Raw genomic sequence first — 17,179 nt, 5'->3', positions numbered from 1 at the left:
GTTGGGCGCTTGCATAGCAATACGACGATTGGCGCAGGATAGAATCATGGGCTGATCACGCTTCGGGCGTTATACTCGATTATCGTGCGAGGCTAATTTCCAGGTAAAAGGACGACACAGCATATGACAAACCTGATTCTGGCAGCGATTGCCGCATTGATTGTAGGCATCGTCATCGGGGTAGTTGTTGGCCGCTCCGGGCAGGGAACCACGCTGCGACAGCGTCGGGCAGAGCAACAAATTGAAGAACTGAGAAGCGAATACACCCGCTATCAGGCCCAGGTGAATGAGCACTTCATGGAGTCCTCCCACCTTCTGCGCCGCTTTAACGACGCCTATCGCGACGTAAACCAGCACATGGCTCGCGGAGCCAACCGGCTGTGTAACGATGAAGAGTGGATGGAAGAACTGGCGCAGGAAACCTCGCGGAAGCGATTGGAGGAAGTCAGCGACGACGGCGTCGAGCCGCCGCGAGACTACGCTCCCAAGACCGACCCCGATGCTTCAGGAACACTGGCAGAAGGTTTCGGCCTCCCCAAGAAAGAGAAGGCCTGAGCCCTTACACCGGGTTGTCGCAGTCGATAAAGCGATGCGTCAGCCCGAATTCTTTTGCCAGCGCCTCGCCCAACGCCCGAACCCCATATCGCTCAGTAGCGTGATGGCCCGCAGCATAATAGTAAATGCCACATTCACGCGCCGTGTGAGTCGTCGGCTCTGAGATTTCCCCACTGATAAAGGCATCCAGACCGGCATCCAGCGCGGTACCAATAAAGCCCTGTGCAGCGCCAGTACACCAACCTACCCGACTGATCTGGGATTTACCCTCTCCAACCAGAAGCGGCTCCCGGTGAAGGTGCTCAGCAATGTGACGACCAAACTGCTCCGGCGTCATAGGCTCAGATAGCTCACCTTCCCACACCAGACCACCGAGCGGCCTGGGATTCTCGATACCCAGAACACTCGCTAGCTGCCGGTTGTTGCCATACTCCGGGTGATCATCCAGAGGCAGGTGATAAGCAGCCAGATTGATATCCCTCTGAAGCAGGGTTTTCAGCCGCTCACGCTTCATGCCACGAATGCGCTGGTCTTCGCCTTTCCAGAAATAGCCGTGATGTACCAGAATCATGTCCGCATCGGCTTCTATAGCTGCATCAATCAGCGCCTGCGAAGCAGTAACGCCGGTAACTAAAGTGCGTACCTCTTCTTTACCTTCAACCTGGAGACCATTCGGACAATAGTCCTGAAAGTTCTCCGGTTGTAGCCATTCGGCGATTGTTTGGACGATAGTATTGCGATTGGCCATGAAGCTCTCCAAGTGCAATTTCTGGCTGGTGAGTGGTCGGCAGGCGGGGAGGACGTTCCGGGAACCGCTACGAGCACATCCATGTGCGCTTGACTCCGGCCATCCATGGCCTCCGACATTCCCGGAACCTCCTCCCCGCCTGCCTCCGCCGATCTATGCAGTTTACAGCGACTTGAGCCCTTTGATCAGAGCATCATTCTGCTCCGGAGTACCAATGGTAATCCGGAGGAATTGCTCGATCCGCGGTTTATTGAAGTGACGAACAATGATGCCCTGCTCTCTCAGCCCCTGAGCAAGTGATTCGCCGGACTTAGCTTTGTGGCGAGCCAGCACGAAGTTTGCCTTGGACGGCAGCACTTCAAAATCCAGCTCGGCAAGTGCTTTCGTTAGACGCTCACGCTCACTGATGACACCGTCGCAGCATTTCTGGAACCAGGCCTCGTCTTCATAGGCAGCCTGAGCGCCGGCCAAAGCCAACCGATCCAGAGGATAGCTGTTGAAGCTGTTCTTGACCCGATTCAATGCTTCGATCAGGTCCGGGTTACCCACCGCAAAACCTACCCGCAGACCAGCAAGGGAGCGGGCTTTGGACAAAGTCTGGGAGACCAGCAGGTTTGGATAGTCATCCACCAAGGTGATGGCACTCTCGCCGCCAAAGTCGATGTAAGCCTCGTCCACGACAACGACCCGGTCCGGGTTAGCTCGCAAGATTTCTTCCACGTGCTCCAGACCGAGATATCGACCCGTAGGCGCATTGGGATTGGGGAAAATCACCCCGCCGTTGGCCTGCTTGTAGTCTTCGGGGTTGATCTCGAAGCTATCGGTCAGAGGGACTTTGATGCCCTCGATGTCGTACAGACCGCAATAGACCGGGTAAAAACTGTAGGTGATATCCGGAAACAGAATCGGCTCACCGTGCTGAAACAGACCATAGAAGATGTGCGCCAGGACTTCGTCGGATCCATTACCCAGAAAGATCTGCTCCGGCTTCAGGGAGTGATAGTTGGCAATGGTCTGGCGCAGACTTTCGCCTTCCGGGTCCGGATACAGGCGAAGATTATCATTCAGCTCCGCCTTGATCGCTTCAACGACCTTGGGTGATGGACCAAAGGGGTTTTCATTGGTATTTAGTTTGACCAGGTTGGCCATTTTCGGCTGTTCGCCTGGCACATACGGGACCAGGTCATTAACCAGAGGGCTCCAGAACTTACTCATACTGAGATGAACTCCGTGCGGTCGCTGCGCAGGAGGGCCCTGCGCGCGAACATAGATGTGTCAGTCTTCCTCGATGCGATACTCGGCGGAACGCGCGTGAGCGGTCAGGCCCTCACCGCGTGCCAGCACTGAGGCCACCCGCCCCATGCGATCGGCTCCAGAGGCACTGAAACCAATGAGGGAGGAGCGCTTCTGGAAATCGTAGACACCCAGAGGTGACGAGAACCGGGCAGTCCCGCTGGTGGGCAGCACGTGGTTCGGTCCCGCGCAGTAGTCGCCAAGCGCTTCAGCGGTGTAACGCCCCATGAAAATAGCGCCGGCATGACGAATCTCTTCACACAACGCCTCGGGGTCTTCCACCGACAACTCCAGGTGCTCCGGAGCAATTCGATTGGAAACTTCCGCTGCCTGACTAAGATCAGCTACCTCAATCATTGCCGCCCGGGAGCTCATAGAAGCCTCGATGATTTCGGCACGCTCCATGGTGGGCAGCAACTTGTTGATACTGGCTTCAACCGCGTCCAGGAACTTCGCGTCCGGGCTGATCAGAATCGATTGCGCTTGCTCATCGTGCTCAGCCTGCGAAAACAGGTCCATGGCGATCCAGTCAGGGTCCGTCTTGCCATCGCAGATCACCAGAATCTCAGACGGACCGGCGATCATATCGATACCGACGGTGCCGAATACCTCACGCTTGGCAGTAGCCACAAAGATATTCCCAGGCCCAACAATCTTATCGACAGATGGGACCGTTTCAGTGCCATACGCCAGAGCACCAACAGCCTGAGCACCACCGAGCGTAAATACCCGATCGACACCCGCGATCGCCGCGGCCGCCAACACCATGTCGTTAACAACGCCATCGGGGGTCGGCACAACCATAATCACTTCGCCGACACCGGCCACCTTCGCAGGAATGGCATTCATCAGTACCGATGACGGGTACGCGGCCTTGCCGCCCGGCACATACAGGCCAGCACGATCCAGCGGTGTAACCTTCTGGCCCAACACCGTGCCGTCCTCTTCTTCGTACTGCCAAGACTGCTGATTCTGCCGCTCATGGTAAGAACGAACCCGCTGCGCCGCTTGCTCCAGAGCAACCCGCTGATCTTCAGGAATTGCCTTGAGTGCCTTCTGCAGCCGGTCCTGACCAATCTCAAGCTCAGCAACACTGCCGGCCTTCAGGCGATCAAACTTCTCGGTGAACTCGAGCACCGCAGCGTCGCCGAGGGTTTTCACCTGATGCAGGATATGACGTACCGATTCATTCACCTGATGATCAACGCTGTCTTCCCAGGCCAACAGCTTGGCCAGTGAACTGTCGAAGTCACTTTGGGAGGCATTTAATCGTGTGATGCTGATATCGGTCATCTATCAAATCCTATCTGGAATTAACATCGTGGAACTGCGGAAGCCCTGCTCAGGCTAGGGGAAGTGGTCGGGCGAGGCTTCCCAAAACTGTGCGGAGCCAAGGATGGCGGAGCTCAAGCGCCACATGGACGTGCTTGAGCGGGTTTTGGGGAGCCTCGCCCGGCCGCTTCTTACTCCGCGACTCGACGTTTATCTACGGCCGCGGACATCTTTTCGATTATGGGGTTAATCTTTTCGTGTTTCATCTTCATGGACGCCCGGTTGACCACCAAGCGGCTGCTGATGTGCTCAATCAGCTCCCGAGCCTCCAGACCATTGGCCTTCAGAGTGTTGCCAGTATCCACGATATCGACAATCTCATCCGCCAGCCCGAGAATCGGCGCCAGTTCCATAGCACCATACAACTTGATGATGTCCGCCTGCCGACCCTGGGCCGAATAGTAGCTGCGGGCCAGATTCACGAACTTGGTCGCGACCTTGATCCGGCCACTCGGTGGCGTTTGGTCTTTGGGGCCCGCAGTCATCAGCCGGCACCGGGAAATATTCAGATCCAGCGGCTCATACAAACCCTCACCACCATGCTCCATCAACACATCCTTGCCGGTAACGCCAAGATCAGCGCCGCCGTACTGAACGTAAGTCGGTACGTCCGTGGCCCGGATGATAAGTACCCGTACGCTGGGATCCGTTGTCGGGAAAACCAGCTTGCGGGATTTCTTGATGTCGTCGACCAGCTCAATGCCGGCTTCCGCCAGCAGTGGCAGCGTCTCTTCGAGGATGCGCCCCTTCGACAATGCGATGGTGATGGAATCTGTCATGCGTCCTTCCGGTTTCCCGTTTGTTTCCGTCACGCCGGCAAGCGGCGGATGCTGGCGCCCAGCAGCTGAAGTTTTTCTTCGATGCACTCGTAACCACGGTCGATGTGATAAATACGATCGACGATGGTATCGCCATCAGCTACCAGGCCAGCAATCACGAGGCTGGCGGAAGCTCGCAGATCGGTCGCCATTACCGGTGCACCAGCGAGGTGCTCAACACCTTTGATGATGGCGGCATTGCCTTCAAGCGTGATGTCAGCACCCATGCGGATCAGTTCCTGCAGGTGCATGAAGCGGTTCTCGAACACCGTCTCGACGATGGTGCCGCTACCTTCAGCTATCACATTCATGGCCGCAAACTGGGCCTGCATGTCCGTGGGAAACGCCGGGTAAGGCGCGGTTCGAATACTCACGGCCTTGGGTCGGTTACCCTTCATGTCCAGCTCAATCCAGTCAGGACCGGTGCTGATGTGGGCGCCTGCCTCGTTCAGCTTAAGCAGAACCGACTCGAGCAGATCTTCCCGCGTGTCTTTAAGCTTGACCCGGCCACCGGTTGCAGCAGCTGCCACCAGATAGGTTCCGGTTTCAACCCGGTCCGGCAGAACGTCGTAATGACAGCCGTGCAGGCGCTTCACACCGTGAATCTCGATAGTAGCCGTACCATGGCCCCTGATATCGGCACCCATGGCAATCAGGCATTCCGCCAGGTCCACCACTTCCGGCTCACGCGCCGCGTTTTCCAGAATGGTTTTGCCGTCCGCCAACGCCGCAGCCATCATCAGGTTTTCCGTACCGGTTACGGTGACGGTATCCATGAAAATGTGCGCGCCCTTGAGGCGACCGTTGGTCTTGGCCTTGATGTAGCCATTCTCAACCTTGATCTCAGCACCCATCTGCTCCAGGCCCTGGATGTGCAGGTTCACCGGCCGGCTACCAATGGCACAACCACCCGGCAGGGATACTTCGGCTTCACCGAAGTGCGCCACCAGAGGCCCCAGTACCAGGATCGATGCCCGCATGGTCTTCACCAGCTCATAGGGCGCATGGAAATGCTTGATGGTATTGGCGTGCACTTCCACGCTCATTTTCTCATCAATCATCAGTTCCACACCCATGCGGCCGAGCAGCTCGATCATGGTGGTAACGTCGTGCAGGTGCGGCAGATTACCAACGGTTACCGGCTCGTCCGCCAGCAGCGTGGCCGCAAGAATTGGCAGAGCCGCGTTCTTGGCGCCGGAAATGCGTATTTCACCGTCGAGGGGCTTGCGCCCCCGGATCAGAAGTTTATCCACAGTCAATATCCTGTCTTGTCGGGGCCTATCAGCCTGGCGCTCAGCCCATTCAGCCGGCGTAAATGCTTTCGGATGCAGCGCGTGAATCGTTCCATCCATAACCTGTTGGAACAGCGCCTTGTTAATCAGCTGCTGCCGCTTGATCGTTGGCAAGCCTTCAAACACATCACCAACCACAACAACCATGTAATGGGTACCGTCGACCTGTACCTCAACTTCGCAGCCGGGCAATGCGTCTTTGACCAACGCGGCGACTTCGGTGGCATCCATAAAAAAACCTCGAGCATTAGAAAATCAGGGGCGAGATTGTAACCAATTACAGAGGCTGGGTCAGCTTTACCATTGGGTAACGAAGATACCGCCAACCTCAACTGGTGGTAGAGCAAAATTATTTGCGAGAAAATCCGGGCAGTTGGTCATCGAGATGGCTTAGAGCTGCCAACGACAGCAGACGCTCGCTCACGCCTTGATAGGTCAGAGACACACCCTGGCTGGCCGCCAGCCGCTGCCAGCAAAGGAGCATCGACAACACAACACTGTGCGCCGTCTCAAGCCCCTCAAGATCCACCGTCAGATTAACGGCGGCAGCGCGAATAACCGCCTCCCCCTCTGACCTCAGCGCCACGACGGACTCTGCATCCACTTCGCCGGTCACTACCAGGATGTCGCTCGTCCTCTCGACACGGGGCTCCTTTGAGGCCACGACAGCGGTCACGACTTGTCGACTTCCTTGTCCAGGTTCAGGGATTTAACCGCATCACCCCAACCATCAATAACGACTTGAATCTGGCCGCGGTGCTCTTCCATCTCTTGGGCAAAGCGGTCACGAAAGGCAAGACCAATGTTCACGCCTTCGACGATCACATTCTCCATCATCCACTGGCCATCGCCGTTCTTGTACATGGAGTAGGTCACCGGGTAACGGGTACCTGATGCACTGATCACCTCCATCTGAACCGAAGCGCGGCCGGCATCCTGAGGGTTGATGGTCGCCTCCTTGACCACAATTTCGAATTTATCAGCTTCAACAAGGGCCTTGGCGTAACTATCAAACAAGCTGCGTTTGAACTTTAAAACAAATTCATCACGCTGCTCGGGAGTAGTCTGACGTGCATACCGGCCCATCACACGGGCAGCGATACGGCGAAAATCAACAAAGTCCTGCAACGACTCATCCATGCTGGCGTAAAACGCTTCGGGATCTTCGTCGTACAGGCCGCGCTCGGCATTCAGTTTTTCAACCAGGCTCTGGGTATTCTGATCTACATAAGCCTTGAGGTCCTCAGCGGCTCCGGCATGAGCAGAACCCACCGCGAAGGCGGCCAGTACAAACAGCAAAAACAATCGTTGTTTCACCACAAACATTCCAATCTCCTATGAAAGCCAGTTCCCTGCGTTCCTGTTCATCAGCCCGCCATCAGCCCGTCACCGGCCGGAAGCAAAATTACTGATCAGCCGTTCCAGATTCATGGCCGACTGGGTGGAGTAGAAGGTGTCGCCGTCTGCCAACGATTCCATCTCTCCCCCCACGGATATATCAATGTACTGTTCACCGAGCAGGCCCGATGTACGTATTACTGCCGAACTGTCTGATGGGATGGTGTCTATATCAGCGCTGATCGCCATCTCCACTTTTGCCTGAAACGTTTTTTTATCAAGGCTGATAGACTCGATAGTGCCAACCGTAACCCCGGCCATTGAAACCCGCCCTCTGGGTGCCAGCCCACCGGTATCATTGAAGTTGGCATACACCGTATACGTACCTTCGGCCGATTTGGGCGTCAGGCCACTGACTTGCAGAGCGAGAAACAGCAGCGCCGCCAGTCCAGCAACCATAAACACTCCGACAATGACTTCCGTTGTTCTCTGGGTTATCACCGCTCCACCTACCTTTCTGTCAGTCGTAAGTTCAAAAGTCGCCAAACATCACGGCGGTCAACACAAAATCCAGCGCCAGTACTGCCAGCGACGAATACACCACCGTTTTCGTCGTCGCCGAACTGATACCTGCGGAAGTCGGTACACAGTCGTAACCCTGGTAGACCGCGATCCAGGTGCAGACGAAGCCGAATACCACGCTTTTGATCACGCCGTTGAGCACGTCATCCACGAAGTCCACAGATGACTGCATATTACCCCAGAACGAACCCTCAAAAACGCCGAGCCAATCGACACCTACGAGCATTCCGCCCCATATTCCCACCGCCGAAAAGATAATGGCCAGCACTGGCATGGCAATGAAACCGGCCCAGAGCCTCGGCGCAATGACCCGTCGCAAAGGGTCGACCCCCATCATCTCCATGCTCGACAATTGTTCTGTCGCTTTCATCAGACCGATTTCGGCGGTTAGAGCAGACCCGGCGCGCCCCGCAAAAAGCAGTGCTGTCACCACCGGCCCCAGCTCACGCACCAGCGTCAGCGCGATCATCTGGCCAATGGCCGCTTCAGAGCCGTAGTCACTGAGAATGGTGTAGCCCTGCAACCCCAACACCATGCCAATGAACAGGCCGGACACGATAATGATCGCCAGCGAAAGAACACCCACGGCGTATAGCTGCTTTACCAGCAGCGGAAACCCAATGCTCGGCCTCGGGACACCGACCACAACGCCCGCCAGAAACTGCCCTGAACGACCGAGTGCCGACAAGGTGGTCAGCCCCCAACGGCCCAACGCCACAATTCGATCGATCAAGAAGCCTCCCCGGAGAGTCCATAATCAGCGTCCGCGGGACCGGCAGGATAATGGAACGGCACCGGACCATCAGGTTGCCCGCGCAGGAACTGCTGAATTTGCTCGGACGGATGAGCCCGAATTTCGTCCGGCGTGCCCTCACCGATCACCTTGCCATCAGCGATGATGCAAGCGTGATGGCAGATACTGAGGGATTCCGGCACATCGTGGGACACCAGCACACTGGTCAGACCCATGGAACTGTTGAGATCCCGAATCAGCTTTACCAATACGCCCATGGTGATCGGATCCTGGCCGGCGAAAGGCTCGTCGTACATGATCAGGTCTGGATCCAGGGCAATACTGCGGGCCAGCGCAACTCGCCGGGTCATCCCGCCGGACAACTCTGATGGCATTAATGACCGAGCGCCGCGCAGGCCCACCGCTTCCAGCTTCATTAGCACGATATCGTGAATCATGTCCTCAGGCAGCGAGGTGTGCACTCGCAGAGGAAACGCCACGTTCTCGTATACATTGAGATCGGTAAACAGGGCTCCGCTCTGGAACAACATGCCGATATTTTCCCGCAGCTTGTACAGCGCGCCGCGCTTCAGGTTCGGCACGTCGTGGCCATCAAGAATGACGCTGCCGGAATCGGGTCGCAGCTGGCCACCTATCAGCCGCAACACCGTGGTCTTTCCGGTGCCACTCGGCCCCATGATGGCGGTGATTTTACCACGGGGTATATCCAGGGTTACGCCATCCAGAACTCGACGCCTGAACGGGAAAATACAACGTCTCTCAATGATATGTATGCGGGACTGTCCATAACCCTACCCTTTGTACGCAACCCCACCTTGTGAAAGTGCGGTTAAAAAGTGCGGCTACATTATGCCAAGGAAGCTTGAAGCTCAATCGGTCAAAGCCGAAAAAACATGAACACTTTGATCAGTTTCCCTGAACTTTCGGTAACGCACCCGGTAACCCACGGCGTCTCTGATTGAAAATGATATACTCCGCTGTAACTTCAGCGGCATTGCCCCAAAACCAGACACCGTGCGATGCATTGATAACCATGTTCACCCAAGCAAACCAGGCCCTTATCCCGATGACTGAACAGAGCTCAAAGGACTTTCGCACTTCCGCGCTTCAAGCCATCCGTATCGAACGCGATGCCATTGATGCTCTGGAAGGACGCATTGATCACCACTTTATCAAGGCGTGCGAGGTAATCATGGCCTGCAAAGGCCGGGTTGTGGTCACCGGCATGGGCAAATCCGGGCACATTGGTAACAAGATTGCGGCAACCCTGGCGAGCACCGGCACCCCGTCGTTTTTCGTCCATCCCGGCGAAGCCAGCCACGGTGACCTCGGCATGATTACCAGTCAGGACGTAGTCATTGCCATATCCAACAGCGGCAACACCAGCGAAGTGGTTACCATTCTGCCGCTGATCAAACGTATGGACGCCCCGCTGATCAGCATGACCGGCAACCCGGATTCGGTATTGGCCCGGGAAGCGGTGGCCAACCTGGATGTGAGCGTTGAAACCGAAGCCTGCCCGCTGGGCCTGGCACCCACCTCAAGCACCACGGCCACGCTGGTTATGGGAGACGCTCTCGCGGTTGCCCTGCTGGAAGCGCGCGGCTTCAGTAAGGAAGATTTTGCATTCTCTCACCCCGGTGGCACGCTCGGGCGCCGGCTCCTGCTAAGGGTTTCCGACATCATGCACACCGGCGAGCGCATTCCTAAAGTCCCTGAAGGCACCACCCTCAGCGGCGCCCTGCTGGAAATATCCCGTAAGGGACTGGGCATGACCACGGTACTGGATGCTTCAGGCAAGCTAACCGGCGTGTTTACCGACGGCGATCTGCGTCGCACGCTCGATAAGAACGTCGACGTACACACCACCGCAATCGAAGACGTCATGACCCCCAACGGCAAAACCATTCAGGCCGACCACCTGGCGGCGGAAGCCTGAACATTATGGAAGAAATGAAAATTAACGCCCTGCCGGTGACCGACCAGAGCGGCAGCTTGGTGGGCGCGATCAACATGCACGACCTGCTTCGGGCAGGAGTTATCTGATGTCAGACCCGATCAGCCCGCTAACCGCGAACTGGCCGCAGGAACTCCTGACCAAAGCCGCCGGGATCCGCCTGATTGCGTTTGACGTCGACGGCATCATGAGCGACGGCAGACTCTATTTCAGCGCCCATGGCGACGAGCTCAAAGCCTTCAACATCCTCGACGGCCTGGGCATGAAACAGCTGATGGCGGCGGGCATTGATGTCGCCGTGATCACCGGCCGAAAGTCGCCCCTCACCGAAAAGCGGATGCGGGATCTGGGCATTCCCCACCTGATGCAGGGGCGCGAGGATAAACGGATCGCGCTGCAGGAACTGCTCAGCACCATGAACCTGCCAGCCGAGGCAATCGCTACATGGGCGACGACCTGCCAGACCTGCCAGCCATCCGTTTTGCTGGCCTTGGGCTGACGGTGCCCAACGGCTATTGGCTGGTACGTGAACACGCCGACTATTGCACCCAGGCCGCCGGTGGCAGCGGCGCCGTGCGTGAAGTGAGTGATCTGTTGCTGACTGCTCAGGGCAAGCTTGGCGCTACCCTGGCGAGCTATCTGGAGCCCGACACATGAGCAGCAGCTCTCAGGACCAGCGCAAAAATGGAAATGGAAACGGCAACGACGAGATCAAAAGTGGCCTGATCGCGATGCTCACGCTGTCAGACCGCCCATGGTTGCGCACCCTGGCTCTCGGCGGCACGATCGCCGCGACACTGTTCCTGTTATGGCGTAGCGACGAACCCACCCGAATTCAGGACGATGCGGCGGAACTTCGGGGCAAGGCCGAACCCGACGGCTTTGTCATCAATGGCCAGTACACCGCCTATGACGAAAATGGCGACCTGAAGATTCAGTTCACCAGCCCCCGAATCGAGCAGTTCGAAGAAGGCAATATTGCCACCATGAAAGCCCCCCGCGCCAAACTTTTCGGCCAACCAGAAACAGAACCCTGGATCGTTGAGTCGGAGAATGGCAGCCTGCTGCAGAACGAGGGGCTGCTTTATCTGACCGACAACGTGCGGGTCATCCGGACCATTGGTGAACGCGAGGCCACGATGACAACCACTAGCCTGACTCTGGATAACGATCAGGGCATCGTGTACACCGATGCACCGGTTACCATCACCGATCAAATTGGCGTCACCCGGGCAACAGGTATGAAAGCCTGGATTGACGACCGAACCCTCGAACTAAAATCTCAGGTGGAAGGACGCTATGAAACTGGTCAATAACCGAGCTCTAACGCTGCTGGCTGTCACGCTGGCGCTGACGATCAGCGGGCCTGCCACCGCGTTCAACCTGGACTCTGACGCCCCGATCACTGTGAGCGCCGACAACGCCCGACTGGACGACTCCAAGGGTATCGCCACCTATACCGGAGACGTCCAACTGGAGCAGGGCAAGACCCGGCTCAACGCAGAGCGCGTGGTGCTTTATCGAGATGCCAACGGCCTGAGTCGCATTGAGGCCTCCGGCCTGCCCGCTCGCTATCAGCAGCCAACCCGGGACGGCGAGGGTGAGACCGATGCCCGCGCCCTAAACATCACCTGGTCCGCCAGCGATGACCAACTGACCTTTGAAAGGGAGGCCATCATTGAGCAGAATGGCAACCTGTTCCGGGGCGACATCATTCATTATGATACCGTCCGCCGAGTCGTAACCGCGCAAGGCGGTGACAGCAATACCGGTAGCGGCCGCGTCGAAATGGTCATCCAGCCACGCAGTACCAAGAGCAAACAGGGATCCGATGGCAGTTCTCAGAGCCAGTAACCTGGCAAAAAGCTACAAACACAAGAAGGTGGTGATTGACGTTTCGCTGGAGATCCGCAGCGGCGAAATCGTGGGCCTTCTGGGCCCTAACGGTGCCGGTAAGACCACCTGCTTCTACATGATTGTCGGGCTGGTACCTGCGGATCATGGCCGCATTACCATCGACAGCCAGGACATCACACCGCTGCCGATGCACGGCCGAGCCCGCAAAGGCATCGGCTACCTGCCTCAGGAAGCCTCGGTGTTTCGCAAACTGACCGTTCGTGACAACATCATGGCCATTCTGGAAACCCGCAAGAGCTTGAGCCGCACCGAACGGGTAAACAAGCTGGAAGAGCTTCTGGAAGAGTTTCACATCACCCACATTCGCGACAGCGTGGGTATGGCCCTGTCCGGCGGTGAACGCCGCCGGGTCGAGATCGCCCGCGCCTTGGCCATGGAGCCTGCGTTTATCCTGCTGGACGAACCCTTTGCCGGGGTCGACCCGATCTCAGTGAGCGATATCAAGCACATCATCCGCCACCTCCGGGACAAGGGCATCGGCGTGCTGATCACTGACCACAACGTGCGGGAAACCCTGGACATCTGTGAGACTGCTACATTGTCTCCGGTGGTCACATTATTGCGTCCGGCAATTCTGAAACCATCCTGGCCAACCAGCAGGTGAAAGAGGTTTACCTGGGCAATGAATTCAGACTGTAACGCCAAGCATCCGATTGTGTTGGTGACTTTGAGCAAGTAAACTCGGCAAAGAACTTGCTAGGCTCTTTTTAGATATCGGCAAGTGACGGCCACATAACGACTTTTTATTGAACAGACCGCAACGCAGAGTGCTGACGAGTGACGGATCCTGAACCATGGTTATGAAAGCCTCCTTACAGTTAAAGCTGGGTCAGAGTCTGACCATGACACCCCAGCTGCAACAGGCGATCCGGCTACTGCAGCTATCTACCCTGGATCTTCAGCAGGAAATTCAGCAGGCGCTGGAATCTAATCCCATGCTGGAAACCTCCGAGGACGACGAGCAGGCGGACACGTCGGACACCCCCGCGGCAGACGACAGCTCTGATCACGACGAGCCAGCCAACGAAACAGCCTCGGAACCGGCACCCGAGACCACCCCGGACTGGGACGAGTCTGAAAACGGGCCCGACTGGTCATCGGAGAATGAGATTCCGGATACCATTCCCGACGATCTTCCTGTTGATACCGCCTGGGACGATATCTACCAGTCAGCGCCGGCGACCTCCGCGCGCAATGACGACGAGAACGATCACGATTTCGAGACCCGGAACTCACCCACGGAAACCCTCCAGGACCACCTTGAGTGGCAGCTGAACCTGACTCCGTTGAGCGAACGGGACCAGGCCATTGCCCATGCCCTGATGGATGCCGTGGACGAACGGGGTTACCTGACCAGCACTCCGGAGGACATCCACGCTGGGCTGCAAGAGGATGCGGATGAAGACCCGGTTGAACTGGACGAGGTTGAAGCGGTGCTGCACCGCCTGCAGCATTTCGATCCCCCCGGCGTATTTGCCCGTGACCTGCAGGAATGCCTGCTGATCCAGCTGAACCAGTTGCCGCCGGAAACACCCTGGCTGTCCCAGGCCCGCCTGGTGATTACCCACTACATCAATCTGTTGGGTAACCGCGACTACGCGCAACTACTGCGGCGCAGCCGGCTCAAAGAAGATCAATTGCGGGAGGTTCTGGCCCTCATCACCGGCTTGAACCCACGGCCCGGAGACGTGATCGATCGCGCCGAGCCCGATTATGTGATTCCGGATGTCATCGTTCGCAAACACAACGGCCGGTGGCGGGTTGAGTTAAATCCTGAAATCGCACCGCGCATCCGCGTCAATGCAGGCTATGCTTCTCTTATAAGGCGTGCAGACAGCAGTGCCGATAACACCTACCTGCGCGATCAACTGCAGGAAGCCAAATGGTTTATCAAGAGCCTGCAGAGCCGTAACGAAACCCTGCTCAAGGTGGCTACCCGAATAGTTGAACACCAGCAGGGCTTTCTGGATCACGCGAAGAAGCCATGAAACCCTTGATCCTGTCGGATATTGCGCAGGCGGTGGAGATGCACGAGTCGACCATTTCCCGGGTCACGACACAAAAATACATGCACACGCCCCGGGGCATCTTTGAGCTGAAGTACTTTTTCTCGAGTCATGTCAGTACGGATGAAGGCGGGGAATGTTCATCGACCGCCATCCGTGCAATGATCAAGAAACTGATCGCGGCGGAAACGCCGAAAAAGCCGTTGAGCGACAGCAAAATTGCGGCCATGCTAGGGGACCAAGGAATCAAGGTGGCGCGGCGGACGGTAGCCAAATACCGGGAGGCCATGCATATTCCACCTTCGAATGAGCGAAAAAGACTGGTTTAGGAGAGCCCTGCCTCACGGGGGCTCCCCCAGACCAAACTTTGGCGGCGCAGTGCGCGCCAGCCTCAGCCCGGCCCGTCTGGACCGGCACGATGACAACAGGAGACGCCTATGCAACTCAACATTTCAGGCCACCACGTAGAACTGACTCCCGCACTGAAGGATTACGTCTCGGAAAAATTTGAGAAACTTGAACGCCACTTTGACCACATCAGTAATTGCCAGGTCACTTTGCAAGTGGAGAAAGTTCGTCAAATGGCGGAAGCGACGTTGCACGTGGTTGGTGGTGATATACACGCAAAGGCAGAAAACGAGGACATGTATGCGGCCATCGACGGGCTGATTGACAAACTGGACCGCCAGATCCTCAAGCACAAGGAAAAGAATGTAGACCGGATGCACGGCAACGGCGCTCGTTAGACGCCAGCTACCGTGCATGTCATCTCATCGCGCTGCGGCAAGGTTAACCTGCCGCAGCCTTTTTTTTACGGAATTGCAGTCGATTCATGAGCGACACATCCTTAACCATCGAAAACATTCTTGCGCCAGAGCTGACCCAGTGCCGGGTCCCCGCTTCCAGTAAAAAGCGGGTGCTGGAATTCATTGCCGAACAGATTCACCAGCATAACGGCACTCTCAGCGAGACTCAGATTTTCAATAATCTGATCGGGCGGGAGCGTCTGGGCAGCACCGGCATTGGTCAGGGCATTGCCATCCCCCACTGCCGTCTGGAAGGGCTCGATCATGTGGTGGGCGTTTTGCTGACGCTGGAAGAGAGCATTGAGTTTGACGCCATCGACAACCAACCAGTCGATCTGGTGTTTGCCCTGGTCGTTCCCAAAGAGGCCACCAGCGAACACTTGGAACTGCTGAGCCAGTTGGCGGAAAAGTTCAATGAACGCGCGTTCTGCGATCGGCTTCGCCAGTGCGAAGATGCCGCCACACTTTACAAGCGCATGACGGCAGCGACCGAGTAAGTCAAATTCTGGAGACGGTATTGGAGAATGTGAGCGTATGAAATTGATTATCGTAAGTGGCAGGTCCGGCTCTGGTAAGAGTACGGCACTTCACGTCCTTGAGGACCTCGGTTACTACTGCATCGATAATCTGCCCATTGGCCTCCTGTTCCCGCTCACCCGGGAGGCGACCAACAAAACCTCGCCCGGGCGCCTCAGCAAGATGGCGGTCAGCATCGACGCCCGCAACCTCTCTGCCGAATTGGCCAACTTTGAAGACATCTACCGCCAGCTTCAGAACACCGGCGTCACCGTCGAGGTCATTTTTCTCGATGCCGACGAACAGTCACTGCTCCAGCGTTTCCATGCCACCCGGCGCAAGCACCCCCTGAGCGATGACAAGACCTCGCTTCGCGAGGCCATCACCAATGAGAAGAAACTGCTGGAGCCTCTGTCAAAGCTGTCCGACCTTTACGTGAACACCACTGGCATGTCCATGTACGAGTTGCGGGACATGGTGAAGCAGCGGGTGGTTGGCCGGAAAGACCAGGAATTGGCGTTGCTGTTTCAGTCGTTCGGGTTCAAGCATGGTGTGCCGCTGGATTCCGACTACGTCTTTGACGTTCGCTGCTTACCCAATCCTTACTGGGACACCAGCTTGCGCAAATTCGTCGGCACTGACCAGCCGGTGATCGACTTTCTGGAGAAAGAACCGGCCAGCCGCAAGATGATTGATGACCTGATCGCCTTTCTGGAATCCTGGCTGCCTTCTTTCGCCGACAGCAACCGTAGCTACATGACCATTTCCATCGGGTGCACCGGCGGCCAGCACCGTTCGGTGTACGTCAGCGAACAACTCAGCGCGCACTTCCGTAACAGCTACACCAATGTTCAGGTCCGGCACACCGAACTACCGCATCTGCAAACCCGCGGAGAGATCTGAGCCCATCATGATTCGTCGCCCCATTACCATCATTAACAAACTGGGACTGCATGCCCGGGCAACCGCCAAGCTGGTTGCCACGGCCTCAGAGTTCGAGAGCAGCGTACGAATCAATGGCAAGGGCCGGGATGTGGACGCCAAGAACATCATGCAGGTGATGATGCTGGCGGCCAGCCAAGCACCGACGTGGAACTGGTTGCCGATGGGCCGGATGAAGAGGCCGCCATCGAAGCACTGACGGCGTTGATCAACGACTATTTTGGCGAGGGCGAATAGGCTTCCGTTGCCTCACCCTTCCCTCTTCCGTTTTGCGTTGTTCTCTGCGGGATTCACCTACAACTCTTTCTGACCTGTGCGCCCTA

15 protein-coding genes and 6 pseudogenes are annotated in these 17,179 nt (G+C 56.8%); 11 read left to right on the top strand and 10 right to left on the bottom strand.

All coding sequences use genetic code 11. From position 1 onward, the window contains the following. The first annotated feature begins 123 nt into the window (after nucleotides 1-123). Nucleotides 124-555 carry a YhcB family protein gene (locus AU14_RS11995; protein WP_041341091.1) on the top strand — a complete coding sequence of 144 codons (432 nt, stop codon included), beginning with the start codon at nucleotides 124-126 and terminating at the stop codon, nucleotides 553-555. Nucleotides 556-559: 4 nt separating this feature from the next. Here the strand turns inward: AU14_RS11995 and AU14_RS11990 are convergent, their stop codons facing one another. The 10 genes and pseudogenes from AU14_RS11990 to AU14_RS11945 all read right to left on the bottom strand — a co-directional run bounded on the left by AU14_RS11990 (nucleotide 560) and on the right by AU14_RS11945 (nucleotide 9,499). Continuing rightward, on the bottom strand, nucleotides 560-1,303 hold the full coding sequence (locus AU14_RS11990) for a Nif3-like dinuclear metal center hexameric protein (protein WP_041341089.1): 744 nt from the start codon (nucleotides 1,301-1,303) through the stop codon (nucleotides 560-562). A 162-nt stretch (nucleotides 1,304-1,465) separates the two neighbouring features. Continuing rightward, a complete protein-coding gene (gene hisC / locus AU14_RS11985; RefSeq protein WP_041341087.1) occupies nucleotides 1,466-2,518 on the bottom strand; it encodes a histidinol-phosphate transaminase in 1,053 nt (350 codons plus the stop codon). A 60-nt stretch (nucleotides 2,519-2,578) separates the two neighbouring features. After that, nucleotides 2,579-3,889, bottom strand: coding sequence for a histidinol dehydrogenase (gene hisD, locus AU14_RS11980; RefSeq protein WP_041341083.1), 1,311 nt, complete (start codon nucleotides 3,887-3,889; stop codon nucleotides 2,579-2,581). Between the two features lie 170 nt (nucleotides 3,890-4,059). Continuing rightward, nucleotides 4,060-4,707, bottom strand: a complete 648-nt coding sequence (gene hisG, locus AU14_RS11975; protein ID WP_041341080.1) for an ATP phosphoribosyltransferase — start codon at nucleotides 4,705-4,707, stop codon at nucleotides 4,060-4,062. A 29-nt stretch (nucleotides 4,708-4,736) separates the two neighbouring features. After that, nucleotides 4,737-6,269: a UDP-N-acetylglucosamine 1-carboxyvinyltransferase gene (murA, locus tag AU14_RS11970; RefSeq protein WP_094191205.1), complete on the bottom strand. Its 1,533-nt coding sequence runs from the start codon at nucleotides 6,267-6,269 to the stop codon at nucleotides 4,737-4,739. A gap of 118 nt (nucleotides 6,270-6,387) precedes the next feature. Then, the gene (locus tag AU14_RS11965; protein ID WP_236744034.1) at nucleotides 6,388-6,714 is read right to left on the bottom strand and encodes an STAS domain-containing protein; all 327 of its coding nucleotides are present in this window, start codon (nucleotides 6,712-6,714) and stop codon (nucleotides 6,388-6,390) included. Beyond that, a complete protein-coding gene (locus AU14_RS11960) occupies nucleotides 6,711-7,364 on the bottom strand; it encodes an MlaC/ttg2D family ABC transporter substrate-binding protein (RefSeq protein ID WP_041341077.1) in 654 nt (217 codons plus the stop codon). The genes AU14_RS11965 and AU14_RS11960 overlap by 4 nt, the downstream gene beginning before the upstream one ends. A 60-nt stretch (nucleotides 7,365-7,424) precedes the next feature. Then, complete coding sequence (gene mlaD / locus AU14_RS11955; RefSeq protein WP_041343934.1) at nucleotides 7,425-7,874, bottom strand: outer membrane lipid asymmetry maintenance protein MlaD; 450 nt, start codon at nucleotides 7,872-7,874, stop codon at nucleotides 7,425-7,427. Between the two features lie 34 nt (nucleotides 7,875-7,908). Next, on the bottom strand, nucleotides 7,909-8,691 hold the full coding sequence (mlaE, locus tag AU14_RS11950) for a lipid asymmetry maintenance ABC transporter permease subunit MlaE (protein ID WP_041341075.1): 783 nt from the start codon (nucleotides 8,689-8,691) through the stop codon (nucleotides 7,909-7,911). Continuing rightward, a pseudogene (locus AU14_RS11945) lies at nucleotides 8,688-9,499 on the bottom strand (ABC transporter ATP-binding protein). Before AU14_RS11945 ends, mlaE begins: the two are co-directional and overlap by 4 nt. Nucleotides 9,500-9,778: 279 nt before the next feature. Between AU14_RS11945 and AU14_RS11940 the strand changes: the two are divergent. The 10 genes and pseudogenes from AU14_RS11940 (at nucleotide 9,779) to AU14_RS11895 (ending at nucleotide 17,093) form a co-directional block, all read left to right on the top strand. Continuing rightward, nucleotides 9,779-10,758 (top strand): annotated as a pseudogene (locus AU14_RS11940) (KpsF/GutQ family sugar-phosphate isomerase). Then, nucleotides 10,758-11,326 (top strand): annotated as a pseudogene (locus AU14_RS11935) (KdsC family phosphatase). Before AU14_RS11940 ends, AU14_RS11935 begins: the two co-directional pseudogenes overlap by 1 nt. Beyond that, nucleotides 11,323-11,985, top strand: coding sequence for an LPS export ABC transporter periplasmic protein LptC (gene lptC / locus AU14_RS11930; RefSeq protein ID WP_330217894.1), 663 nt, complete (start codon nucleotides 11,323-11,325; stop codon nucleotides 11,983-11,985). The pseudogene AU14_RS11935 and the gene lptC overlap by 4 nt, the downstream one beginning before the upstream one ends. Then, entirely contained in the window at nucleotides 11,969-12,523 is a 555-nt protein-coding gene (lptA, locus tag AU14_RS11925; protein WP_041341074.1) for a lipopolysaccharide transport periplasmic protein LptA, read from the top strand. The genes lptC and lptA overlap by 17 nt, the downstream gene beginning before the upstream one ends. Continuing rightward, nucleotides 12,501-13,225: pseudogene (gene lptB / locus AU14_RS11920) on the top strand (LPS export ABC transporter ATP-binding protein). The gene lptA and the pseudogene lptB overlap by 23 nt, the downstream one beginning before the upstream one ends. 161 nt (nucleotides 13,226-13,386) lie before the next feature. Continuing rightward, a pseudogene (locus AU14_RS11915) lies at nucleotides 13,387-14,921 on the top strand (RNA polymerase factor sigma-54). Nucleotides 14,922-15,029: 108 nt separating this feature from the next. Next, nucleotides 15,030-15,338, top strand: a complete 309-nt coding sequence (hpf, locus tag AU14_RS11910) for a ribosome hibernation promoting factor (RefSeq protein WP_041341072.1) — start codon at nucleotides 15,030-15,032, stop codon at nucleotides 15,336-15,338. Between the two features lie 86 nt (nucleotides 15,339-15,424). Beyond that, entirely contained in the window at nucleotides 15,425-15,895 is a 471-nt protein-coding gene (gene ptsN, locus AU14_RS11905) for a PTS IIA-like nitrogen regulatory protein PtsN (RefSeq protein ID WP_041341069.1), read from the top strand. Between the two features lie 37 nt (nucleotides 15,896-15,932). Next, nucleotides 15,933-16,817 carry an RNase adapter RapZ gene (gene rapZ / locus AU14_RS11900; protein WP_041341065.1) on the top strand — a complete coding sequence of 295 codons (885 nt, stop codon included), beginning with the start codon at nucleotides 15,933-15,935 and terminating at the stop codon, nucleotides 16,815-16,817. A 7-nt stretch (nucleotides 16,818-16,824) separates the two neighbouring features. Further along, nucleotides 16,825-17,093 (top strand): annotated as a pseudogene (locus AU14_RS11895) (HPr family phosphocarrier protein). Nucleotides 17,094-17,179: the final 86 nt, after the last annotated feature.

Origin of the sequence: Marinobacter similis (assembly GCF_000830985.1) — a bacterium.
Lineage (GTDB): Bacteria > Pseudomonadota > Gammaproteobacteria > Pseudomonadales > Oleiphilaceae > Marinobacter > Marinobacter similis.
The sequence above is the reverse complement of the archived record's forward strand: the minus strand, read 5'-3'. Positions and strand labels throughout refer to the sequence as shown.

Bases quoted from the DNA above. Each gene is read 5' to 3' on its own strand.
- AU14_RS11995 (WP_041341091.1), top strand. From the start codon at position 124: ATGACAAACCTGATTCTGGCAGCGATTGCCGCATTGATTGTAGGCATC.
- AU14_RS11990 (WP_041341089.1), bottom strand. From the start codon at position 1,303: ATGGCCAATCGCAATACTATCGTCCAAACAATCGCCGAATGGCTACAA.
- hisC (WP_041341087.1), bottom strand. From the start codon at position 2,518: ATGAGTAAGTTCTGGAGCCCTCTGGTTAATGACCTGGTCCCGTATGTG.
- hisD (WP_041341083.1), bottom strand. From the start codon at position 3,889: ATGACCGATATCAGCATCACACGATTAAATGCCTCCCAAAGTGACTTC.
- hisG (WP_041341080.1), bottom strand. From the start codon at position 4,707: ATGACAGATTCCATCACCATCGCATTGTCGAAGGGGCGCATCCTCGAA.
- murA (WP_094191205.1), bottom strand. From the start codon at position 6,269: ATGGATGCCACCGAAGTCGCCGCGTTGGTCAAAGACGCATTGCCCGGC.
- AU14_RS11960 (WP_041341077.1), bottom strand. From the start codon at position 7,364: ATGTTTGTGGTGAAACAACGATTGTTTTTGCTGTTTGTACTGGCCGCC.
- lptC (WP_330217894.1), top strand. From the start codon at position 11,323: ATGAGCAGCAGCTCTCAGGACCAGCGCAAAAATGGAAATGGAAACGGC.
- lptA (WP_041341074.1), top strand. From the start codon at position 11,969: ATGAAACTGGTCAATAACCGAGCTCTAACGCTGCTGGCTGTCACGCTG.
- hpf (WP_041341072.1), top strand. From the start codon at position 15,030: ATGCAACTCAACATTTCAGGCCACCACGTAGAACTGACTCCCGCACTG.
- ptsN (WP_041341069.1), top strand. From the start codon at position 15,425: ATGAGCGACACATCCTTAACCATCGAAAACATTCTTGCGCCAGAGCTG.
- rapZ (WP_041341065.1), top strand. From the start codon at position 15,933: ATGAAATTGATTATCGTAAGTGGCAGGTCCGGCTCTGGTAAGAGTACG.